General features: G+C 58.0%; 15 protein-coding genes. 7 read left to right on the top strand and 8 right to left on the bottom strand.

Annotated elements, in window-relative coordinates; translation table 11 throughout:
- Positions 1–34: 34 nt before the first annotated feature.
- Together PYR66_12425 and pptA are read left to right on the top strand one after the other, a co-directional pair.
- Complete coding sequence (locus tag PYR66_12425; GenBank protein ID WEF26158.1) at positions 35–739, top strand: YoaK family protein; 705 nt, start codon at positions 35–37, stop codon at positions 737–739.
- A 274-nt stretch (positions 740–1,013) separates the two neighbouring features.
- Entirely contained in the window at positions 1,014–1,241 is a 228-nt protein-coding gene (gene pptA, locus PYR66_12420) for a tautomerase PptA (GenBank protein WEF26157.1), read from the top strand.
- A gap of 53 nt (positions 1,242–1,294) precedes the next feature.
- On the opposite strand, the gene PYR66_12415 is transcribed toward pptA, so the two are convergent.
- Positions 1,295–1,879, bottom strand: coding sequence for a flavin reductase family protein (locus PYR66_12415; protein ID WEF26156.1), 585 nt, complete (start codon positions 1,877–1,879; stop codon positions 1,295–1,297).
- Positions 1,880–2,090: 211 nt separating this feature from the next.
- Here PYR66_12415 and PYR66_12410 point away from each other — a divergent pair, with 211 nt between their 5' ends.
- From PYR66_12410 to nhoA, 4 genes are all read left to right on the top strand, one after another.
- Positions 2,091–2,795 carry an ABC transporter ATP-binding protein gene (locus tag PYR66_12410; protein WEF30440.1) on the top strand — a complete coding sequence of 235 codons (705 nt, stop codon included), beginning with the start codon at positions 2,091–2,093 and terminating at the stop codon, positions 2,793–2,795.
- Positions 2,792–3,760: an ABC transporter substrate-binding protein gene (locus PYR66_12405; protein ID WEF26155.1), complete on the top strand. Its 969-nt coding sequence runs from the start codon at positions 2,792–2,794 to the stop codon at positions 3,758–3,760. The genes PYR66_12410 and PYR66_12405 overlap by 4 nt, the downstream gene beginning before the upstream one ends.
- A 56-nt stretch (positions 3,761–3,816) precedes the next feature.
- Positions 3,817–5,472: an iron ABC transporter permease gene (locus PYR66_12400; protein WEF26154.1), complete on the top strand. Its 1,656-nt coding sequence runs from the start codon at positions 3,817–3,819 to the stop codon at positions 5,470–5,472.
- Between the two features lie 75 nt (positions 5,473–5,547).
- Positions 5,548–6,393 (top strand): N-hydroxyarylamine O-acetyltransferase, encoded by an 846-nt coding sequence (gene nhoA, locus PYR66_12395; GenBank protein WEF26153.1) that lies wholly within the window; start codon positions 5,548–5,550, stop codon positions 6,391–6,393.
- A gap of 383 nt (positions 6,394–6,776) precedes the next feature.
- On the opposite strand, the gene narI is transcribed toward nhoA, so the two are convergent.
- The 6 genes from narI to PYR66_12365 form a co-directional block, all read right to left on the bottom strand.
- Positions 6,777–7,457 (bottom strand): respiratory nitrate reductase subunit gamma, encoded by a 681-nt coding sequence (narI, locus tag PYR66_12390; protein ID WEF26152.1) that lies wholly within the window; start codon positions 7,455–7,457, stop codon positions 6,777–6,779.
- Positions 7,454–8,149 (bottom strand): nitrate reductase molybdenum cofactor assembly chaperone, encoded by a 696-nt coding sequence (gene narW, locus PYR66_12385; protein WEF26151.1) that lies wholly within the window; start codon positions 8,147–8,149, stop codon positions 7,454–7,456. The genes narI and narW overlap by 4 nt, the downstream gene beginning before the upstream one ends.
- Complete coding sequence (gene narH, locus PYR66_12380; protein WEF26150.1) at positions 8,149–9,675, bottom strand: nitrate reductase subunit beta; 1,527 nt, start codon at positions 9,673–9,675, stop codon at positions 8,149–8,151. Before narH ends, narW begins: the two co-directional genes overlap by 1 nt.
- Positions 9,672–13,412, bottom strand: a complete 3,741-nt coding sequence (locus tag PYR66_12375) for a nitrate reductase subunit alpha (GenBank protein ID WEF26149.1) — start codon at positions 13,410–13,412, stop codon at positions 9,672–9,674. Before PYR66_12375 ends, narH begins: the two co-directional genes overlap by 4 nt.
- Positions 13,413–13,469: 57 nt before the next feature.
- Positions 13,470–14,858, bottom strand: coding sequence for a nitrate/nitrite transporter NarU (narU, locus tag PYR66_12370; GenBank protein ID WEF26148.1), 1,389 nt, complete (start codon positions 14,856–14,858; stop codon positions 13,470–13,472).
- Between the two features lie 183 nt (positions 14,859–15,041).
- On the bottom strand, positions 15,042–15,623 hold the full coding sequence (locus PYR66_12365; GenBank protein WEF26147.1) for a TetR family transcriptional regulator: 582 nt from the start codon (positions 15,621–15,623) through the stop codon (positions 15,042–15,044).
- 121 nt (positions 15,624–15,744) lie between these two features.
- Between PYR66_12365 and PYR66_12360 the strand changes: the two genes are divergently transcribed.
- A complete protein-coding gene (locus tag PYR66_12360; protein WEF26146.1) occupies positions 15,745–17,235 on the top strand; it encodes an MFS transporter in 1,491 nt (496 codons plus the stop codon).
- Between the two features lie 3 nt (positions 17,236–17,238).
- Here PYR66_12360 and PYR66_12355 read toward each other — a convergent pair whose 3' ends face one another.
- Entirely contained in the window at positions 17,239–18,036 is a 798-nt protein-coding gene (locus tag PYR66_12355; protein ID WEF26145.1) for an IclR family transcriptional regulator C-terminal domain-containing protein, read from the bottom strand.
- Between the last annotated feature and the right edge of the window lie 135 nt (positions 18,037–18,171).

Here is an 18,171-nt window from a genome sequence, read left to right as displayed (position 1 = left end):
CTCCATCGCGTTCATGATTAAGGGACTATCCTCAGTGGCCGAAAACCAACTCTTACTGGAGCAACGCTGGCAACACCACCGCGAACCCGCGTTGCTCGCGGCGTCCGGCGGCGCTATCGACACCATCAGCTTTATTACGCTATTTGGCCTGTTTACCGCCCACGTCACGGGAAACCTGGTGGTCGCCGGAGCCGCTCTGGCGACAAACAGCGAAGGTATTTTATCCAAGCTGCTCGCCATTCCGGTTTTTATGCTGGCGGTGGCGGTGACCACGCTGGTCATTAAGCGTCGTCAAATCATCACGCCAAAATTTCTTGGCGGATTATTCATTGCCGAGATCCTGTTGCTGCTGCTTTTCGGCCTGTTAGGGCTGTTGTGGCAGCCGTTCGTCGGCGCTGACAGCATGACCGCGTTGATGACCGGGATGACGGGCGTGATGGCCATGGGCGTGAGGAACGCCACGACGCGTTTACTGCTGCCGACAACCAGCCCCAGCACGATGATGACCGGTAACGTGACGCAACTGACGATCGATGTCGTTAACTGGTGCCAGTCGCCCAATCGGGAAAATGGCGAAAAAATCAAAAAGTCGGGTGCTTCGGTGCTCGGTTTTTTACTGGGCGCAGGGCTTGGCGCCTTGGGATATATCCTTGCGGGGTTTTATTCGGTGCTGATCCCGGTGGTATTGGTGGCCGTTGTGGCCTGGCGTGAGTGTACGGCGGGGCGAAACAGGCTGTAATTATTTGTTTGTTGAATGAGAATCATAAAAGCATCGTATTGATGAATGTAATGCAATAGCGATAATAGCGTTTGAGGTTTCCCCTCTGAACAAACCCACATTGACGTTTTGTCGCCCGCCTTTATGGCGGGTTTTTTATGCGCTTACGACGGGATATCGGCAACCGGCGCGACAGCAGGTGTTACGCGCTAACGGTCTGGTTCAAGGCACAAATTGAGAATTAAAGCGTCGATCCTATGATAGCTTTAAATCCTTAATCAAAAAGGAGCCTGCTATGCCACATGTCGATATCAAGTGTTTTCCCCGCGAACTGAGCGAAGAACAAAAAACCGCGTTGGCTGCGGATATCACCGACGTTCTGATTCGTCATCTTAATACTAAAGACGGCTCGGTCAGCGTCGCCCTCAATCAGGTGCCGCAGAGCGACTGGCAGCAGGTATGGGATAGCGAGATCGCGCCGCAGATGGAACAGCTGATAAAAAAACCGGGCTACAGCATGTAACCCCCGGACGGTACGCCTGAACGGCATTTCCGGGGGTACCGTCTGGCTGAGCCTTACTCTTTTTCCGGCGTGTTCGCCTGCACATGGCGGCCGCTGGCGACAAAATTGCCGGTGCCGAGATGGTGAATGGTATTCAGTTTGTCATCGTCGAACTGCCAGCGCCCGCTGGCGAAGACGCGTTCATCGGCGGCGGCGGAAACCACTTCGCCGAACAGCGTATCGTATTGCTCTTGCGCCGCCGTAGCGGGCAGCAGGCGACACTCCATCCATGCCAGACACTTCTCTTCAATCAACGGTAGCCCCAGCTCAGGTCCATTCACGACCGGAATCCCATAGGCGTTGAACTTATCCTCATCCCGGCCACTCACGCTGCCGACCGCATAGGCCCAACTGGCGGCGGCGACGCCGGGCACCACAATGCCAAACGCGCCGTTGCGTTCGATGATTTCCCGCGTCCAGGTGCTTTTATCGACCACTATGGCCACCCGCGGCGGCGCGAACTCAACCGGCATCGACCAGGCGGCGGACATCACATTGCGGCGCCCGGATTGCGCATCATAGCTGGTAATCATAATAGTCGGGCCGTGGTTGAGCAGACGGCTGGCGTACTGGAGTTCAACATGGCGAAAACGGCTCATATGCGTTCCTTTGTGAATGGAGGCGAATGCCTGTCACAAGTTTATTCGCAATGAAAATGTAATCAATACGTCATCCGCAATGCTTATAGTCGGCGGTACTAAGTCCCAAAGAGGATAACAATATGTTTGCTCCCCTGTTTTTATCACAGGTGAGCGCGCGCCGTCGGCTATTAGCCGGGGTCCAGACATCGCTTCCCCGTTCGGGAGGGCGATAATGCGCGCGCTGACCAGTATCACCCTCGATGGCGTTTCTTTCGCCTTCGGCGCTCATCCCGTGCTGGATAATATCAACCTACACATTGCTGCGGGCAGCATCGTGGCGCTGCTCGGCCCCTCCGGCTGCGGCAAAAGCACGCTCCTGCGCCTGCTGGCGGGTTTAACCATCCCCGACCGCGGCGACATCCGTTTTAACGACCGTCTGGTAGCAAAACCCGGCTGGGGTATGCCCCCGGAACAGCGCGATCTCGGCATGGTTTTCCAGGACTATGCCCTATGGCCGCATATGACGGCGGCGCAGAACGTCGCATTCCCGCTACGAATGCGCGGCGTGGCGCGTGATGAACAGCGTAAGCGGGTCAGCGACGCGCTGGCGATGGTTGGCTTGAATGGCTTTGCTGAACGCAAACCCTCCGGGCTTTCCGGCGGCCAACAGCAGCGGGTGGCGCTGGCGCGAGCGATTGTCGCTGAACCGCGGGTGCTGTTGTTCGATGAACCGCTTTCTAACCTCGACAGCGAACTGCGCGAGTCGTTGTGCATCGAGATGGGCGGCCTGCTACGCCAGCTTGGGATCACCGCCGTTTACGTCACTCACGATCGCCGCGAGGCCGAGCTGCTGGCGGATCGCATCGTGCATCTTTCTGCAGGCAGCATTGCCGCTGTCCGCACCGTTACGCCAACCTCAGGGGAACTTGCATGAAAACCACCATGACCATAAAAAAAGGAGCGGCGCTCGCTATGTTGCTGTCGGCTACGATGATCTCCAACGCTCACGCGCTCACCGTCTATACTGCCGGACCGGGAACTCTGGCAAAGGGGCTGGCCAGCGGTTTCGAACAGAAAACCGGGGTAAAAGTGAATATCTTCCAGGCCACCACCGGCAAGGTGATGGCGCGGCTTGAGGCCGAACAGGCCAATCCGCAGGCCGATGTATTGATTTCCGCGTCCTGGGATACCGCTGAAGATCTGCATCATCGCGGCTGGTTGCTGCCGTATCAGAGCGCCAATGCCGACAAGGTGCCAGCCAGCCTTAAATCGGCTGATTATGTCGCGCAGGGGATTTCGGCACTCGGTATCGTCTGGAACAGTAAAAGCGGTACCCCGGAGCCGAAGGAGTGGCGCGATCTGACCGAGGCGGCGTTTAAAGGCAAAGTCACTACCCCGGATCCGGCGCTTTCCGGCGCATCGCTGGATTTGCTGATCGGGCTGCAAAATGGCATGGGTGATAAAGCCTGGGCGCTATTCGACGAACTGAAGAAAAACGGCATGGTCGTCAGCGGGCCAAACGCCCAGGCGGTCACGCCGGTGATGCAAGGGGCGAAAGCCGCGGTGTTCGGCGCGGTGGATTACGTTTCCTACGGTAATATTAGCCAGGGGGAGTCGCTGAAGGTTATTTTCCCGGCCAGCGGTACGGTGATTGCGCCTCGCCCGATGATGATCCTCAAAACCACTCAGCATGCGGATGAGGCGAAAGCCTTTGTCGATTACGTGCTCTCGCCGGAAGGCCAGGCGCTGGTTGCCGATGCCTGGCTGATGCCCGCGCGCAGCGATGTCGCGGCAAAACGCCCGCTGCTCAATGAGCTGAAAATTCTGCCGACCGCCAACGATGGCAACAGCGAGCGCAGCGCCGTGCTGTCCCGCTTTAATCAGCTCTTCGCTCAGTAACCCGCCTTTTCCCCGGCGGCAGGGTGGCCGGGGATGCTTTTCTCCTGGAATATACCGTGAAACAAAAACTGATCTCCGGGGTGACGCTGGCGGTACTACTGGTGCTGGTGGCATTACCGTTGTTATTCATTCTCCTGCAGGCCGTGTTCCCGCAATTCAGCGCGGGTTCGCTGCGCCATGCGTTTGGCGGCATCCTGCCGCTGCTGGCTGACCCGCAGTTGCCGGGAATGCTCGGCGGCACATTGTGGATCGCCTGTGGTGTGGCGCTGATGAGCATGGTGATAGGTCTGCCGTTGGGCGTACTGCGTGGGTTGTTTAACCTACCGCTGCCGCGCTTATGGGATCTGCTGTTTTTAGTGCCTTTTCTGACGCCGCCGTATATTGCCGCGCTGTCATGGATGCTGGTACTACAGAGCAACGGCTATTTACAGCAACTGACCGGCTGGGATCTTAACGATCTGCTGTTTAGCCGTACAGGCATCGTGTTGGTGATGACGCTGAATATCTTCCCGGTGGTTTACTTTGCGGTATCGCGGAGCCTGTTGGCCAGCGGACAGCGGCTGGCGGTCGTCGCGCGGGTACACGGCGCGACGGCCTGGCGGGCATTCTGGCACGTGACGCTGCCGATGTTGGCTCCGGCGCTGGCGGCGGGAATGTTACTGGCCTTCACGCTGGCGATTGAAGAATACGGTGTACCGGCGGCGCTGGGATCGCGCGCGGGTATCGTGATGCTGACCGTGGGAATTGAGAAAAAGTTGGCCGACTGGCCGATTGATCTGCCCGGCGCTTCGCTGTTGTCGCTGTTGTTGATTGCAGTAGCGTTGTTGGCCTGGTGGCTACAAAAACGGCTGGTGGGAGACAAAGAGGTGACCAGTGTGACTGGCAAGCCGGGGGAAAACAGCGGGGCGGAATTAGGCTGGTGGACGGCGCCAGCGGTCGCCGCGATGGCATTGGTGGGCGGACTGGCGGTGGTATTGCCGGGGGCTTCGATGGTTATTACCAGCCTGATGGGGACGCTTTCAGGCGGGATCGGTCGCGATAACTTTACGCTGCGCCACTTTACGGCGCTGTTTGCCGAACAGGGCGACGCGTTGGCGGCGCTGGGGACCAGCTTGTCGTTGGCATTCGTCTCGGCATTGGTTGTTGGGGTACTTGGTCTGGTCGCCGCGTGGCTGGTACTGGTGCGTAAGATAAAAGGCAGCGCGTTTATCGATGCGCTGTCGCTGATGCCGGCCGCCTTGCCCGGCGTGGTCGTCGGGGTGGGGCTGATACTGTTGTGGAATCAGCCATTCTGGCCGGTATCGCCCTATAACAGCTGGTTTATGCTGCTGTTGTCATATTGTTGCCTGCTGCTGCCGTGGCCGGTGCGCTATGTCGGCAGCGCACTGCGCCAGTTGGGCAATAACCTTGAACCGGCGGCGCGGGTGCATGGCGCGTCGCCGCTGCAGGCGCTACGCCTGATTGTCCTGCCGCTGGTCTTTCCCGCGCTGCTGGCGGCAATGCTGATGGTGTTTGCGGTCGCGTCGCGCGAGTTGGTGACTTCGCTGTTGTTGGCCCCGGCAGGCACGCAAACCGTCGCGGTGTTTATCTGGCGGCAGTTTGAACAAGGTTCTGTGGGTCAGGGGATGGCGATGGCCAGTTTGACGTTGTTTTGCGGGTTGGCGCTGATGCTGAGCGCGCTGGCGCTAATGCAGCGCGGCGCACGAAGCTAACGCGATCGCACAAAATATGCTGCCGGGCGGGAAAAATAAGCTATAAATGTCGGACACCAAAAGCTGGAGGCGTTGATGACCCCATTTTTAAGCGCGTATTTTTCTCGTCTGGCCTGGACGGGAAGCCCTGATGTGACCCTCGATACTCTGCGGGCGCTGCATAGCCATCACAATAGCGCGATACCGTTCGAGAACCTGGACGTTTTGCTACCGCGTGAAATCCACCTTGACGATCGCGCGCTGGAGGAGAAGTTAATCACCGCCCGCCGCGGCGGCTATTGCTTTGAGCAGAACGGGCTTTTTCAACGGGCGTTAAGCGAGATCGGTTTTTCGGTACGTAGCCTGCTGGGGCGAGTGGTGTTGGCTAATCCGCCGCAAATGCCGCCGCGAACTCACCGTTTATTGTTGGTGGAAGTGGAAGGTGAACGCTGGATTGCCGATGTTGGCTTTGGCGGCCAGACGCTGACCGCGCCGATTAAACTGCTGGCCGATATCCCGCAACACACCCCGCACGGAATCTACCGTTTGGTGCATGAAGGCGACGAATGGACGCTGCAGTTCAATCATCACGAGCACTGGCAGTCGATGTACCATTTCGATTTGGGGCGGCAATACGCCTCTGATTATGTGATGGGTAATTTCTGGTCGGCTCACTGGCCGCAGTCGCATTTCCGCCATCATCTGCTGATGTGCCGTCATTTACCTGACGGCGGCAAAATGACCCTGACCAATTTCCATTTCACCCATTGGGAAAACAACCATGTAGTGGAGAAGACGGATCTCCCGGACGTCCCGGCGCTGTATGAAGCGCTGCAAACCCGCTTCGGCCTTGGCGTAGACGATCCGAAGCACGGTTTCAGCGAAGCGGCGCTGGCGGCAGTTATGGCGGCGTTCGATACCCACCCTGAAGCCGGGAAATAACGACTTTAACCCCGATACCAGGCGCGAGGACAGTGCGTTGTTCGGGAACCTCTCCCCGGTGGCGCTGCGCTTACCGGGGCTACAAATCGGCGCAACAGGCAACCCGGATGAGGCGCTGCGCTTACCGGGGCGACAAATCAGCGCTACAGGTAGCCCGGATGAGGCGCATCGCGCCGCTGTCCGGGAATATCCCCGGTGGCGCTGCGCTTACCGGGGCGACAAACCGGCGCTACAGGCAACCCGGATGAGGCGCATCGCGCCGCTGTCCGGGAATATCCCCGGTGGCGCTGCGCTTACCGGGGCGACAAATCGGCGCTGCAGGTAGCCCGGATGAGGCGCATCGCGCCGCTGTCCGGGAACATCCCCGCTGGCGCCACGGCTTCTCAGCGCCGGGAACGCACCACCTGGTAACGGCGGGTAAAATACTCTATCGGCGCGCTCCAGACGTGGACCAAACGGGTGAATGGGAAGATCAGGAAGATGGTCATCCCCAGCACCAGGTGCACGCGGTAAATCCACGCCACACCATCCAGATGCGCCGATGCCCCACCCTGGAAGGTGACCACCGTCTGCGCCCAATCCACCAGTTTAAGCATTTCACTGCCATCCGGGTGCTGAGCGGAGAACGGAATCGTCGTCAGCCCCAGCGCGCACTGAATCAGCAGAATGCACAGAATCAGGATATCGGCGGTGGTGGAGGTGGCGCGAATACGCGGATTGGTCAGACGGCGCACCAGCAGACCGATCCCGCCGACCAGCGTCAACACCCCGCAGACGCCCCCCAGCACCATCGCCATCACCTGCTTCTGCGACATCGGCAGGAACCACGAATAGACCCAGTGCGGCGTCAGCATACCAAAGAAGTGGCCGAAAAAGATGCCGAGAATGCCGATATGGAACAAGTTCGACCACAGCACCATCCCACGCTTATCGAGCATCTGGCTGGAGGACGCACGCCAGGTATACTGCCCATAATCGTAGCGCAGCCAGCTGCCGACCAGAAACACGGTGCCGCAGAGGTAAGGGTAGATATCGTAAAAGAAGACGTTTAAGTACTGTATCATTTCGGGCCTCCGGCACGGATGTCGACGTACTGCGGCGCCACATCCTGGCTAAAGCGTCGTTGATAGGCTTGCATCGGCGAACTGTCGCAAGCGGTCGCATTATCTTCGATAAACTTCACCTGTTCCTCTTCCCACACTTCATCCAGCGCCTGACGCGTGTCGTCACGCTTCTCGCTGGCCACCTGTTTAGTGACACTGTCACTACTGAGTTTGCTGTCCGCCAGCGCCAGAAGAGTGTCAAAGAGTTGATAATACTCACATTCCCGCTGCTTTAAGCGCCCGCCGATCAGCGCCAGAATCGGCGCGATGTTCTGTAAACCTTCGCGGGCATCGGCGACGGGCAGAACGCTGAGATATTCCAGGTACAGCGGCAGGTGGTCCGGCAGTTCGCGGCAATCGATCTGCAGACCCACCTGTTCATACTGGTTCATCAGGTCGACCATCGCCTGGCCGCGGTCGCGCGATTCGGCGTGAACGTGTTCAAACAACAACAGCGAGGTGGCGCGACCGCGTTCGAACACTTCACACCATTCGGCCTGGCGGTCGAGCAGCGGCGCCGCCAGCAGCGGCTCGACGAACGGCGTCAGGGCCGGCGCATCGGCGCTGACCAGCGCCAGCGCCTCCTCGCGGTTTTCCCACAGCACCTCGTCCGGATACTCCAGCAGCAGACCGATGACTTTGAGGATCCGCATTACTCTTTCTCCCCAACGTTGATGGCGTCAATGCGACGGCTGTTGAACAGGTTGAACTTGGTATCAGAACCGTGGCAGCCGTCGCCGAAGGTAAAGCCGCAGCCATTGCGCTCAGGGAAGGCGTCTTCCGCCAATTCGCGGTGGCTGGTTGGGATCACGAAGCGATCTTCGTAGTTGGCGATCGCCAGGTAACGATACATCTCTTCGACCTGTTCTACGCTGAGGCCCACTTCTTCAATCGCGCGGGTATCGGTCACGCCTTCAACGGTTTGCGAGCGTTTGTAATGACGCATCGCCATCATGCGTTTCAGGGCGCGCAGCACCGGGCCGGTGTCCCCGGCGCTCAGCAGATTCGCCAGATACTGTACCGGAATGCGCAGGCTCTCTACCGCAGGCAGGATGTTGCCGTTGCTCGGTAGGCCGCCGGCATCAGCGACGGATTGAATCGGCGACAGCGGCGGGACGTACCAGACCATTGGCAGCGTGCGGTATTCCGGGTGCAGCGGCAGCGCCAGTTTCCAGTCCATCGCCAGCTTGTAGACCGGTGATTTTTGCGCCGCTTCGATGACGTTATGCGGAATCCCCTGTTTCAGCGCTTCTTCGATAACCGCCGGATCGTTCGGGTTAAGGAATACGTCGCACTGGCGCTCGTAGAGGTCGGTTTCATGTTCGGTGCTGGCTGCCTCTTCGATACGGTCCGCGTCATACAGCAGTACGCCAAGATAGCGGATACGGCCGACGCAGGTTTCAGAACAGACCGTCGGTTGCCCGGATTCGATACGCGGGTAGCAGAAGATACATTTTTCCGACTTGCCGCTCTTCCAGTTAAAGTAGATTTTTTTGTACGGACAACCGCTGATGCACATGCGCCAGCCGCGGCATTTATCCTGGTCGATCAGCACGATGCCGTCTTCTTCACGCTTGTAGATGGCGCCGCTCGGGCAGGTCGCCACGCAGCTTGGGTTGAGGCAGTGTTCGCACAGGCGCGGCAGATACATCATGAAGGTGTTTTCAAACTGGCCGTACATCTCTTTCTGCATGGCTTCGAAGTTGCGGTCTTTGGCGCGTTTTTCAAACTCGCCGCCGAGCAATTCTTCCCAGTTCGGGCCCCATTTGATTTTATCCATTCGCTCGCCGCTGATCAGCGACCGCGGGCGGGCGGTTGGCAAATATTTACCTTCCGGCGCGTTATGCAGGTGCTGGTAATCGTAGGTGAACGGCTCGTAGTAATCGTCAATCGCCGGCAACACCGGGTTGGCGAAAATCTTCGACAGCACGCTGACGCGGTTGCCCAGACGCGGCGTCAGCTTGCCGCTGATGCTGCGGATCCAACCACCTTGCCACTCATCCTGATCTTCCCAGTTTTTCGGATAACCGATGCCCGGCTTGGTTTCCACGTTATTGAACCACGCGTATTCCATGCCTTCGCGGCTACTCCAGACGTTTTTACAGGTGACGGAACAGGTATGGCAGCCGATACATTTATCCAGATTCAGCACCATCCCAACTTGTGAACGTATTTTCATTTCTTCGCCTCCTGTACCTGATCGCGACCTTCGCCATCCAGCCAATCAATATTTTTCATTTTGCGGATCATGATGAATTCATCGCGGTTAGAGCCGACGGTGCCGTAGTAGTTAAAGCCGTAGGCCAACTGGGCGTAGCCGCCAATCATATGCGTCGGTTTCGGACACACGCGGGTGACGGAGTTGTGGATACCGCCGCGGCGACCGGTTACTTCCGAGCCCGGAATATTCATAATGCGTTCCTGGGCGTGGTACATCATGGTCATGCCCGGCGGCACGCGTTGGCTCACTACCGCGCGAGCGGTGAGGGCGCCGTTGGCGTTGAAGGCTTCAATCCAGTCGTTATCCTCAATACCCAGCTCTTTCGCGTCGGTTTCGCTGATCCACACGATTGGCCCGCCGCGTGACAGCGTCAGCATCAGCAGGTTTTCGCTATAGGTGGAGTGGATCCCCCATTTCTGATGCGGCGTCAGGAAGTTAAGCGCTTTTTCCGGGAAGCCGTTCGGCGGCACTTCCTTCATATGACTGACGCTGCGGGTGTCGATTGGTGGACGATAGGCCACCAGGCTTTCGCCGAAGGCGCGCATCCAGGGATGATCCTGATACAGTTGCTGGCGGCCAGAAAGGGTGCGCCACGGGATCAGTTCGTGAACGTTGGTATAACCGGCGTTATAGGAGACGTGCTCGCTTTCCAGCCCTGACCACGTTGGGCTGGAGATGATCTTGCGCGGTTGCGCTTGAATATCGCGGAAGCGGATCTTCTCATCCTCTTTATTCAACGCGAGGTGCGTATGGTCACGGCCGGTGAATTCCCCCAACGCTTCCCAGGCTTTTACCGCCACCTGGCCGTTGGTCTCCGGCGCGAGGCTCAAAATCACTTCAGTGGCGTCGATGGCGGTGTCGATCCGCGGGCGGCCTTTTGCCGGGCCGTCGAGTTTGACGTAGTTAAGTTTGCCGAGGAAATCGACTTCGGTTTGCGTATTCCACGAAATGCCTTTCCCGCCGTTGCCAAGCTTATCGAGCAGTGGCCCCAGTGATGTGAAGCGTTCCCAGGTGGCCGGGTAGTCGCGTTCTACCAGCACAATCGACGGCGCGGTTTTCCCCGGGATCAGCTCGCATTCGCCTTTACGCCAGTCGAGGACGTCGAACGGCTGCGCCAGCTCGCCCGGGGAATCATGCTGCAGCGGCACCAGCACCACGTCGGTCTCTTTATCGAGATGGCCAACGCACACTTCAGAGAAGGTTTTGGCGATGTCTTTGTAGATCTCCCAGTCGCTTTTGGCCTCCCAGGCCGGATCGACGGCGGCGGAGAGCGGGTGGATAAACGGGTGCATATCCGAGGTGTTCATGTCGTCTTTTTCGTACCAGGTGGCGGTCGGCAGGACGATATCGGAGAACAGACAGGTACTGGACATACGGAAATCCAGCGTCACCAGCAGATCGAGCTTGCCCTCGATCGCTGCGGTCTGCCATTCGACCTCTTCCGGCTTCACGTCATCGGTGGAACCGAACTCTTCCCCCTGAATGCCGTTATCGGTACCGAGCAGGTACTTCAGCATGTACTCGTGACCCTTACCGGACGAACCCAGTAGGTTCGAACGCCAGATAAATAGGTTGCGCGGGTGGTTTTTACCGCTATCCGGCTGCTCGGCGGCAAAGCGAATTGCCCCGGATTTTAGCGACTGGGCGGTGAACTCAGTTGGCGACAGCCCTGCGGCGTCAGCCTGTTGTTTGATAGTCAGCGGGTTAACGTTAAGCTGCGGCGCGGAAGGCAACCAGCCCATACGCTCGGCGCGAACATTAAAATCGATCAGGTGGCCGCTGAATTTACTGGCGTCGGCCAGCGGCGACAGCAGCTCCTGAGCGGTCAGCTTTTCATAGCGCCATTGGCTGGCGTGGTTGTAGAAATAGGAGGTACTGTTCATCTGCCGCGGCGGACGGTTCCAGTCCAGCGCGAATGCCAGCGGTAGCCAGCCGGTTTGCGGGCGCAGCTTCTCCTGGCCGACGTAGTGCGACCAGCCGCCGCCGCTCTGGCCGACGCAGCCGCAGAACACCAGCATGTTGATCATCCCGCGGTAGTTCATGTCCATGTGGTACCAGTGGTTAACACCGGCGCCGAGGATAATCATTGAACGGCCATGGGTTTTATGCGCCGTATCGGCGAATTCGCGGGCGATCTGTTCAATATGCTGACGCGGCACGCCGGTGATCTGCTCGGCCCACGCCGGGGTATAGGCTTTGACTTCGGCGAAATCTTTTGCCGCATTGGCGTCGTCAAGGCCGCGATCCAGACCGTAGTTAGCCAACACCAGGTCGTACACGCTCACCACCAGGCCATTTTCGCCATTGGCCAGCGGCAGTTGCTTTGCCGGGAGCTGATGAAGGGTGACCGGTTCTTGTTTCACGCTGCGGAAGTGTGGGTTTTCGTTGCCGCCGAAGTAGGGGAAACCGACCGACACTACGCTATCGCGAATATCCAGTAGCGACAGTGCCAACTCGACGTCTTTGCCGTCCGCCAGTTGTTCGAGGTTCCATTTGCCTTTCTCCCCCCAGCGGAAGCCGATAGAGCCATTTGGCGCGACCAGTTCGCCGTTGGCGTTGTAAGCGACGGTTTTCCATTCCGGGTTATTGCTTTCGCCCAGACCATTAAGCAGGTCGGAGGCGCGCAGCATACGGCCCGGTACGTAGCTGCCGTCGTCGCGACGCTCGAGCATCACCAGCATCGGCATGTCAGTGTAAGTGCGGCAATAGTTGAGGAAGTAGTCGCTCGGGTTATCGAGGTGGAAGGCCTTGAGGATCACATGGCCCATCGCCATCGCCAGGGCGCTGTCGGTGCCTTGCTTCGGCGCCAGCCACTGGTCGCAGAGTTTGGCGACTTCCGAATAGTCTGGCGTGATGGCGATGGTTTTGGTGCCTTTGTAGCGCACTTCGGTAAAGAAGTGGGCGTCCGGGGTACGGGTCTGCGGGACGTTAGAGCCCCAGGCGATGATGTAGCTGGAGTTGTACCAGTCGGCGGACTCCGGCACATCCGTCTGTTCACCCCAGGTCATTGGGGAGGCGGGCGGCAGGTCGCAGTACCAGTCATAGAAGCTCAGGCAGGTGCCGCCAATCAGTGATAAATAGCGGGTGCCGGAGGCATAAGAGACCATCGACATCGCCGGGATCGGCGAGAAGCCGGCGACGCGGTCAGGGCCGTAGTTTTTAATCGTCCACACGTTGGCCGCGGCGATCAGCTGGTTCAGCTCTTTCCAGCTCGAACGAATAAAACCGCCTTTGCCGCGCGCTTGTTTATAGCTGCGGGTTTTCAGCGGATCCTGCATGATGCTGTCCCATGCCTGCACCGGATCGGGATGCTGCGCCAGCGCCTCGCGCCACAGCTCGATAAGCCGCTTGCGCGCCAGCGGATACTTCAGTCGATTGGCGCTGTAAAGGTACCAGGAGTAGCTGGCGCCGCGCGGGCAACCGCGGGGTTCGTGATTCGGCAGGTCCGGGCGGGTGCGCGGATAATCGGTCTGTTGGGTTTCCCAGGTGACCAGGCCGTTTTTAACGTAAATCTTCCAGCTGCATGAGCCTGTACAGTTCACGCCGTGCGTGGAGCGGACTATCTTGTCGAATTGCCAGCGCTGACGGTAGCTATCTTCCCAGTCACGATTATTGTCATAGACCTGACCGTGACCGTTGGCAAAGGTCTCGCCTTTCTGCTTAAAGTAGCGAAAGCGATCCAGTAGTTTGCTCATGACATTCTCCTGACGGGAGATGACTCCCCCGTGGTTACATTGCTTCGTCGTTTATTCTTATTTAGCGGACGGTTTGCGGCGACCGTAGACCAACCAGGTGACCAGCACGCATACAACATAGAACACAAAAAACACTTTCATCGCGCCGACCGGCGAACCGGTCATTGCCAGTGAGGTGCCGAAGGCTTTTGGAATGAAGAAACCGCCGATGGCGCCGATAGCGGCGATAAAACCGAGTGCGGCGGCGGTATCGGTTACCGCCTCATGCTGGGCCTCTTCGTCGCTGCCGCCGCGTTTTTTCACGCTATCAATGGTGAGCTGGCGGAAGATCACTGCGATCATCTGGAAGGTTGAACCGCTGCCGAGACCGGCGGTTAAGAACAGGCCCATAAACACCACGTAGAAGGCGAAGAAACTGCCGGAACCGGAGCCCGGAAGGGTCAGGAATAACAGGCCGGTAAACAGCGCCATCAGGATGAAGTTGACCAATGTCACCCGCACGCCGCCCAGACGGTCGGAAATAATCCCGCCGAATGAGCGCGCCAATGCGCCGATGAATGGGCCAAAGAAGGCCAGTTTCAGAATATCGACATCCGGGAACTGGGTTTTCGCCAGCATGGCAAAACCGGCGGAGAAACCGATAAATGAGCCGAAGGTTGCCAGATACAGCAGACTTAACAGCCACATATGCGGGCGTTTAAGCACCGGCAACTGATCGCGAATCGATGCTTTCGAGCTGGCGATATCGTTCATGCCAAACCAGGCGAAGACGGTGGCGATGACCAGCAGCGGCACCCATAGCAGCGGCGAGTTGCCCAGCCATAACATCGCGCCGCCCGGCTGTTCGACGCCGCGTACGCCAAGGAAAGTGAACACCGGCAGGAAGACAAAAATCGGCGAGACCAGCTGCATCACGCTGACGCCGAGGTTGCCAAGGCCGCCGTTGATGCCCAGCGCGCTGCCTTGTTTCGCTTTCGGGAAGAAGAAACTAATGTTGCCCATGCTCGAGGCGAAGTTGGCGCCGGCAAAACCGCAGAGCAGGGAAATGATGATAAACACTTCGTACGGGGTAGTCGGATTTTGTACGGCAATGCCTAACCACAGGCAGGGGATCACTAAAATGACGGTGCTGATCACCGTCCAGTAGCGTCCGCCAAACATTGGTACCATGAATGAATAGGGGACGCGTAATATTGCCCCGGAAAGCGACGGTAGCGCCGTTAATAGAAACAGCTGATCGGTGGTGAAATTAAAGCCGACTTTATTGAGATTGACCGCTACGGCGCTAAATAACATCCAGACGCAGAAAGCGAGTAATAAACAGAAGACGGAAATCCACAGATTCCTGCGCGCAATCGCTTTTCCTTTATTTTCCCAGAACGCCTCATTTTCCGGTCGCCAATCCTCCAGGAGATAATGATTCTTCTTATCATTTTCTATCGACATAACGCCCTCGCTAAAGTGCACGAAATGAAAAAGATAAATAAGCAAAAACAGCGGATTATGAGGAGGTGGTAATAGCGGGTCGGCTGTTTTTAATTATTGTATTGTTTGAAGAATAGATAAGAATCGGCACGTGAAAGCAATCACGTAGTGAATGTGGGGAGGTTAATTGTTACTAAATGTAAATTATATCTGAGGGAGTTCTATCGCTATATAATATTTTATATAACGCATAAATGTCGCATCGTCAATGGCCTTCATCCCCAGCGCGTAAATGCCATCCAGCCCGCAAACCAGAGCTATCAGCCGCCAGGCAATATTTTCTGCCGTATCCTGCGGCTGAAACTCGCCAGCATCGGCGCCGCGTGTAATGGCCGTCACCGTTTCGTCATGCCACATGGTCATGGTGAGCAGGTAAGCGGCTTTAACCTCGTCGTCGCTATCGGACAAAATCTGCGCTTCCCGCCACAAGCGGATGTAGGGATCAAGACGACCATCCTCGCTGCCGAGTAACGAGAACAAGCGTTCGCTCCAGCTGGCTTCATCAGTCAGCAGTTGAATATCAAGCATTTCGCGGATCAAACGGATAAAAGTCTGAGCTTTAAGTTCGCCGGTCGAGGCAAAGTGATGGTGCAGTTGCCCTGCGGCGACGCCGGCTTCGCTGGCGATCTGGCGTACGGTCATCGCACTGAAACCGCCGTTAAGCGCCACCCGCATGGCGGCCTGCATAATGACTTCCCGACGTGCTTCCCGATTTAAATAGTGCATAACGACCTGCGGCAAAGAGGTGATGGCGTCATGGTAACAAAAAGTTGGACAGTCGTTCAACAATCCGGCAGGATCGCAATTCTGGACGTGTGTCCAATTTAAAAAATCGAGGAAAAGCGGTATGTCTCGGCAATGGTTAACGCTGATGGCGATTTTGTTGGTTTATATCCCGGTGGCAATTGATGCGACGGTGCTGCATGTTGCTGCGCCGACGCTAAGCGTGGCGCTGGGCACCAGCGGCAATGAGCTGCTGTGGATTATTGATATCTACTCGTTGGTGATGGCCGGTATGGTTCTGCCGATGGGGGCATTAGGCGATAAAATCGGCTTCAAACGTTTATTACTGCTCGGCAGTTCTATTTTTGGCGCCGCTTCGCTGTGCGCCGCGCTGTCGCCAACGGCGATGACGCTGATTCTCTCCCGCGCGTTGCTGGCGGTGGGGGCGGCGATGATCGTCCCGGCGACGCTCGCCGGGATCCGCGGTACCTTCGCGCAAGCCAGCCAGCGCAATATGGCGCTGGGGTTGTGGGCGGCGGTCGGATCCGGCGGCGCGGCGTTTGGGCCGTTGGTCGGCGGCCTGTTGCTTGAGCATTTCTACTGGGGCTCGGTGTTTCTGATCAATGTGCCGATTGTGCTGCTGGTGGTCGCTATCAATGCCCGAGTGGTGCCGCGCCAGCCTGCACGTCGCGAGCAGCCGCTGAATCTGCTGCAGGCGCTGATCCTGATTGCGGCGATCCTGATGCTGGTATTCAGTGCGAAATCGGCGTTAAAAGGCCAGTTGGCGCTATGGCTGACCGCGCTGGTGGCTATCAGCGGGGCGGCGATGCTGACCTGGTTTATCCGCAAACAGCTGTCGATGCCGACGCCGATGGTGGATATGCGTCTTTTCACCCATCGTATTATTTTAAGCGGGGTGATGATGGCGATGACCGCGCTGATTACGCTGGTCGGCTTTGAGCTGCTGATGGCGCAAGAGCTACAGTTCGTCCATCAAAAAACGCCGTTTGAGGCCGGATTGTTTATGCTGCCGGTGATGGTCGCCAGCGGCTTCAGTGGGCCGATTGCCGGGATGTTGGTTTCGAAACTGGGGCTGCGCCAGGTGGCGACCGGCGGGATGCTGCTCAGCGCATTCAGTTTCCTCGGCCTGTCAATGACCGACTTCAGCACGCAGCAGTGGCAGGCATGGGGGTTGATGATATTGCTCGGCTTTAGCGCCGCCAGCGCGTTGCTGGCTTCGACATCCGCGATTATGGCGGCAGCGCCAAAAGAGAAAGCCTCGGCGGCGGGGGCCATTGAGACGATGGCCTATGAACTGGGCGCGGGACTCGGTATTGCACTGTTCGGCCTGATTCTGACCCGTAGCTACAGTCATGCGATTGCGTTACCTGCCGGGATTGGCGGCGAAGCGGCGGTACAGGCGTCGTCGTCCATCGGCGAAGCCATGAAGGTGGCGCAATCGCTGCCGGCGATCCCTGCTGATTCATTGATCGCGGCGGCGAAAACAGCCTTTATCAGCGCCCACAGCATCTCGTTGGCGACGGCTGGGGTACTGCTGTTATTACTGGCCGTTGGCATCTGGCGCGGACTGGCGAATACGCCAACGCCGCAGTAAATCCTACAGCTGCAGAGAAAGTTCCATCGCTGCGCGACGCAGCGGGGCGAGGGCTTTCTCCTTCAGCGCCGCTGCGCTCATCGAAGAGGCGGGTACGCCAACGTTGAGCGCCGCCACCACCTGACCGCCACGCGACAGCAGCGGTACCGCCAGCGAACATAGTCCCACTTCAATTTGCCGGTCGGCCAGCGCATAACCCTGCATCCTCACTTTGGCGATTTCCGCGCGCAATGCGGCGAGATCGCAGAGGGTGTGCGGGGTATAGCGTATAAGATTTGCTCGTGACAATGTCACTTCAAGCTGTTCTTCCGGCAGCGCGCTGAGCAATACGCGGCCCATCGAGGTGGTCCACGCCGGCAGGCGACTGCCGCGACCTAAATCGACGCTCAGTAAATTGTTGACCGCCGCGCGGGCGATATATAACACGTTGTCGCCATCAAGCGTGGCGGCGGAACAGCTTTCCCCCAACGCCTTGCCGAGATTATCCAGCGCCGATTGCGCAACTTTCGCCAGCGGCGTCCCCGCCAGATAGGCGTGGCCGACCGCCAGTACGCGCGGCAACAGTTCATAGCTGCGGCCGTCCGGGCTGTGCACCATGCCTAACGCCGCCAGGGTGTACAGGCAGCGGCGCACCGCGGCGCGGGAAATCTGCGTTTTCTGACTGAGTTGTGAGATGGTCAGTCGTTGCCGTTGCGGGGTGAAGGCGTTAAGCACCTCCAGCCCGCGGGCCAGCGATAGCATAAAGTTGGGATCGTGCTCGGCCTGCCTGGCGCTCAGGGTGGTAGGGGTATTGTCGCTCATTGCTGCATCCCTCTCCGTTGCAATTCAAAGCTCACGGGGCATCACTATACCGCGCGCAAAATGGGTCGTGACGAATTGTGCCTGTTTTACCACCTTGATCACATTATTAACCGCAATTTAACAAGCGTGCCGATA

It is taken from the genome of Klebsiella aerogenes (genome assembly GCA_029027985.1).
In the GTDB taxonomy this organism is placed as follows: Bacteria; Pseudomonadota; Gammaproteobacteria; order Enterobacterales; family Enterobacteriaceae; genus Klebsiella; species Klebsiella aerogenes_A.
The sequence above is the reverse complement of the archived record's forward strand: the minus strand, read 5'-3'. Positions and strand labels throughout refer to the sequence as shown.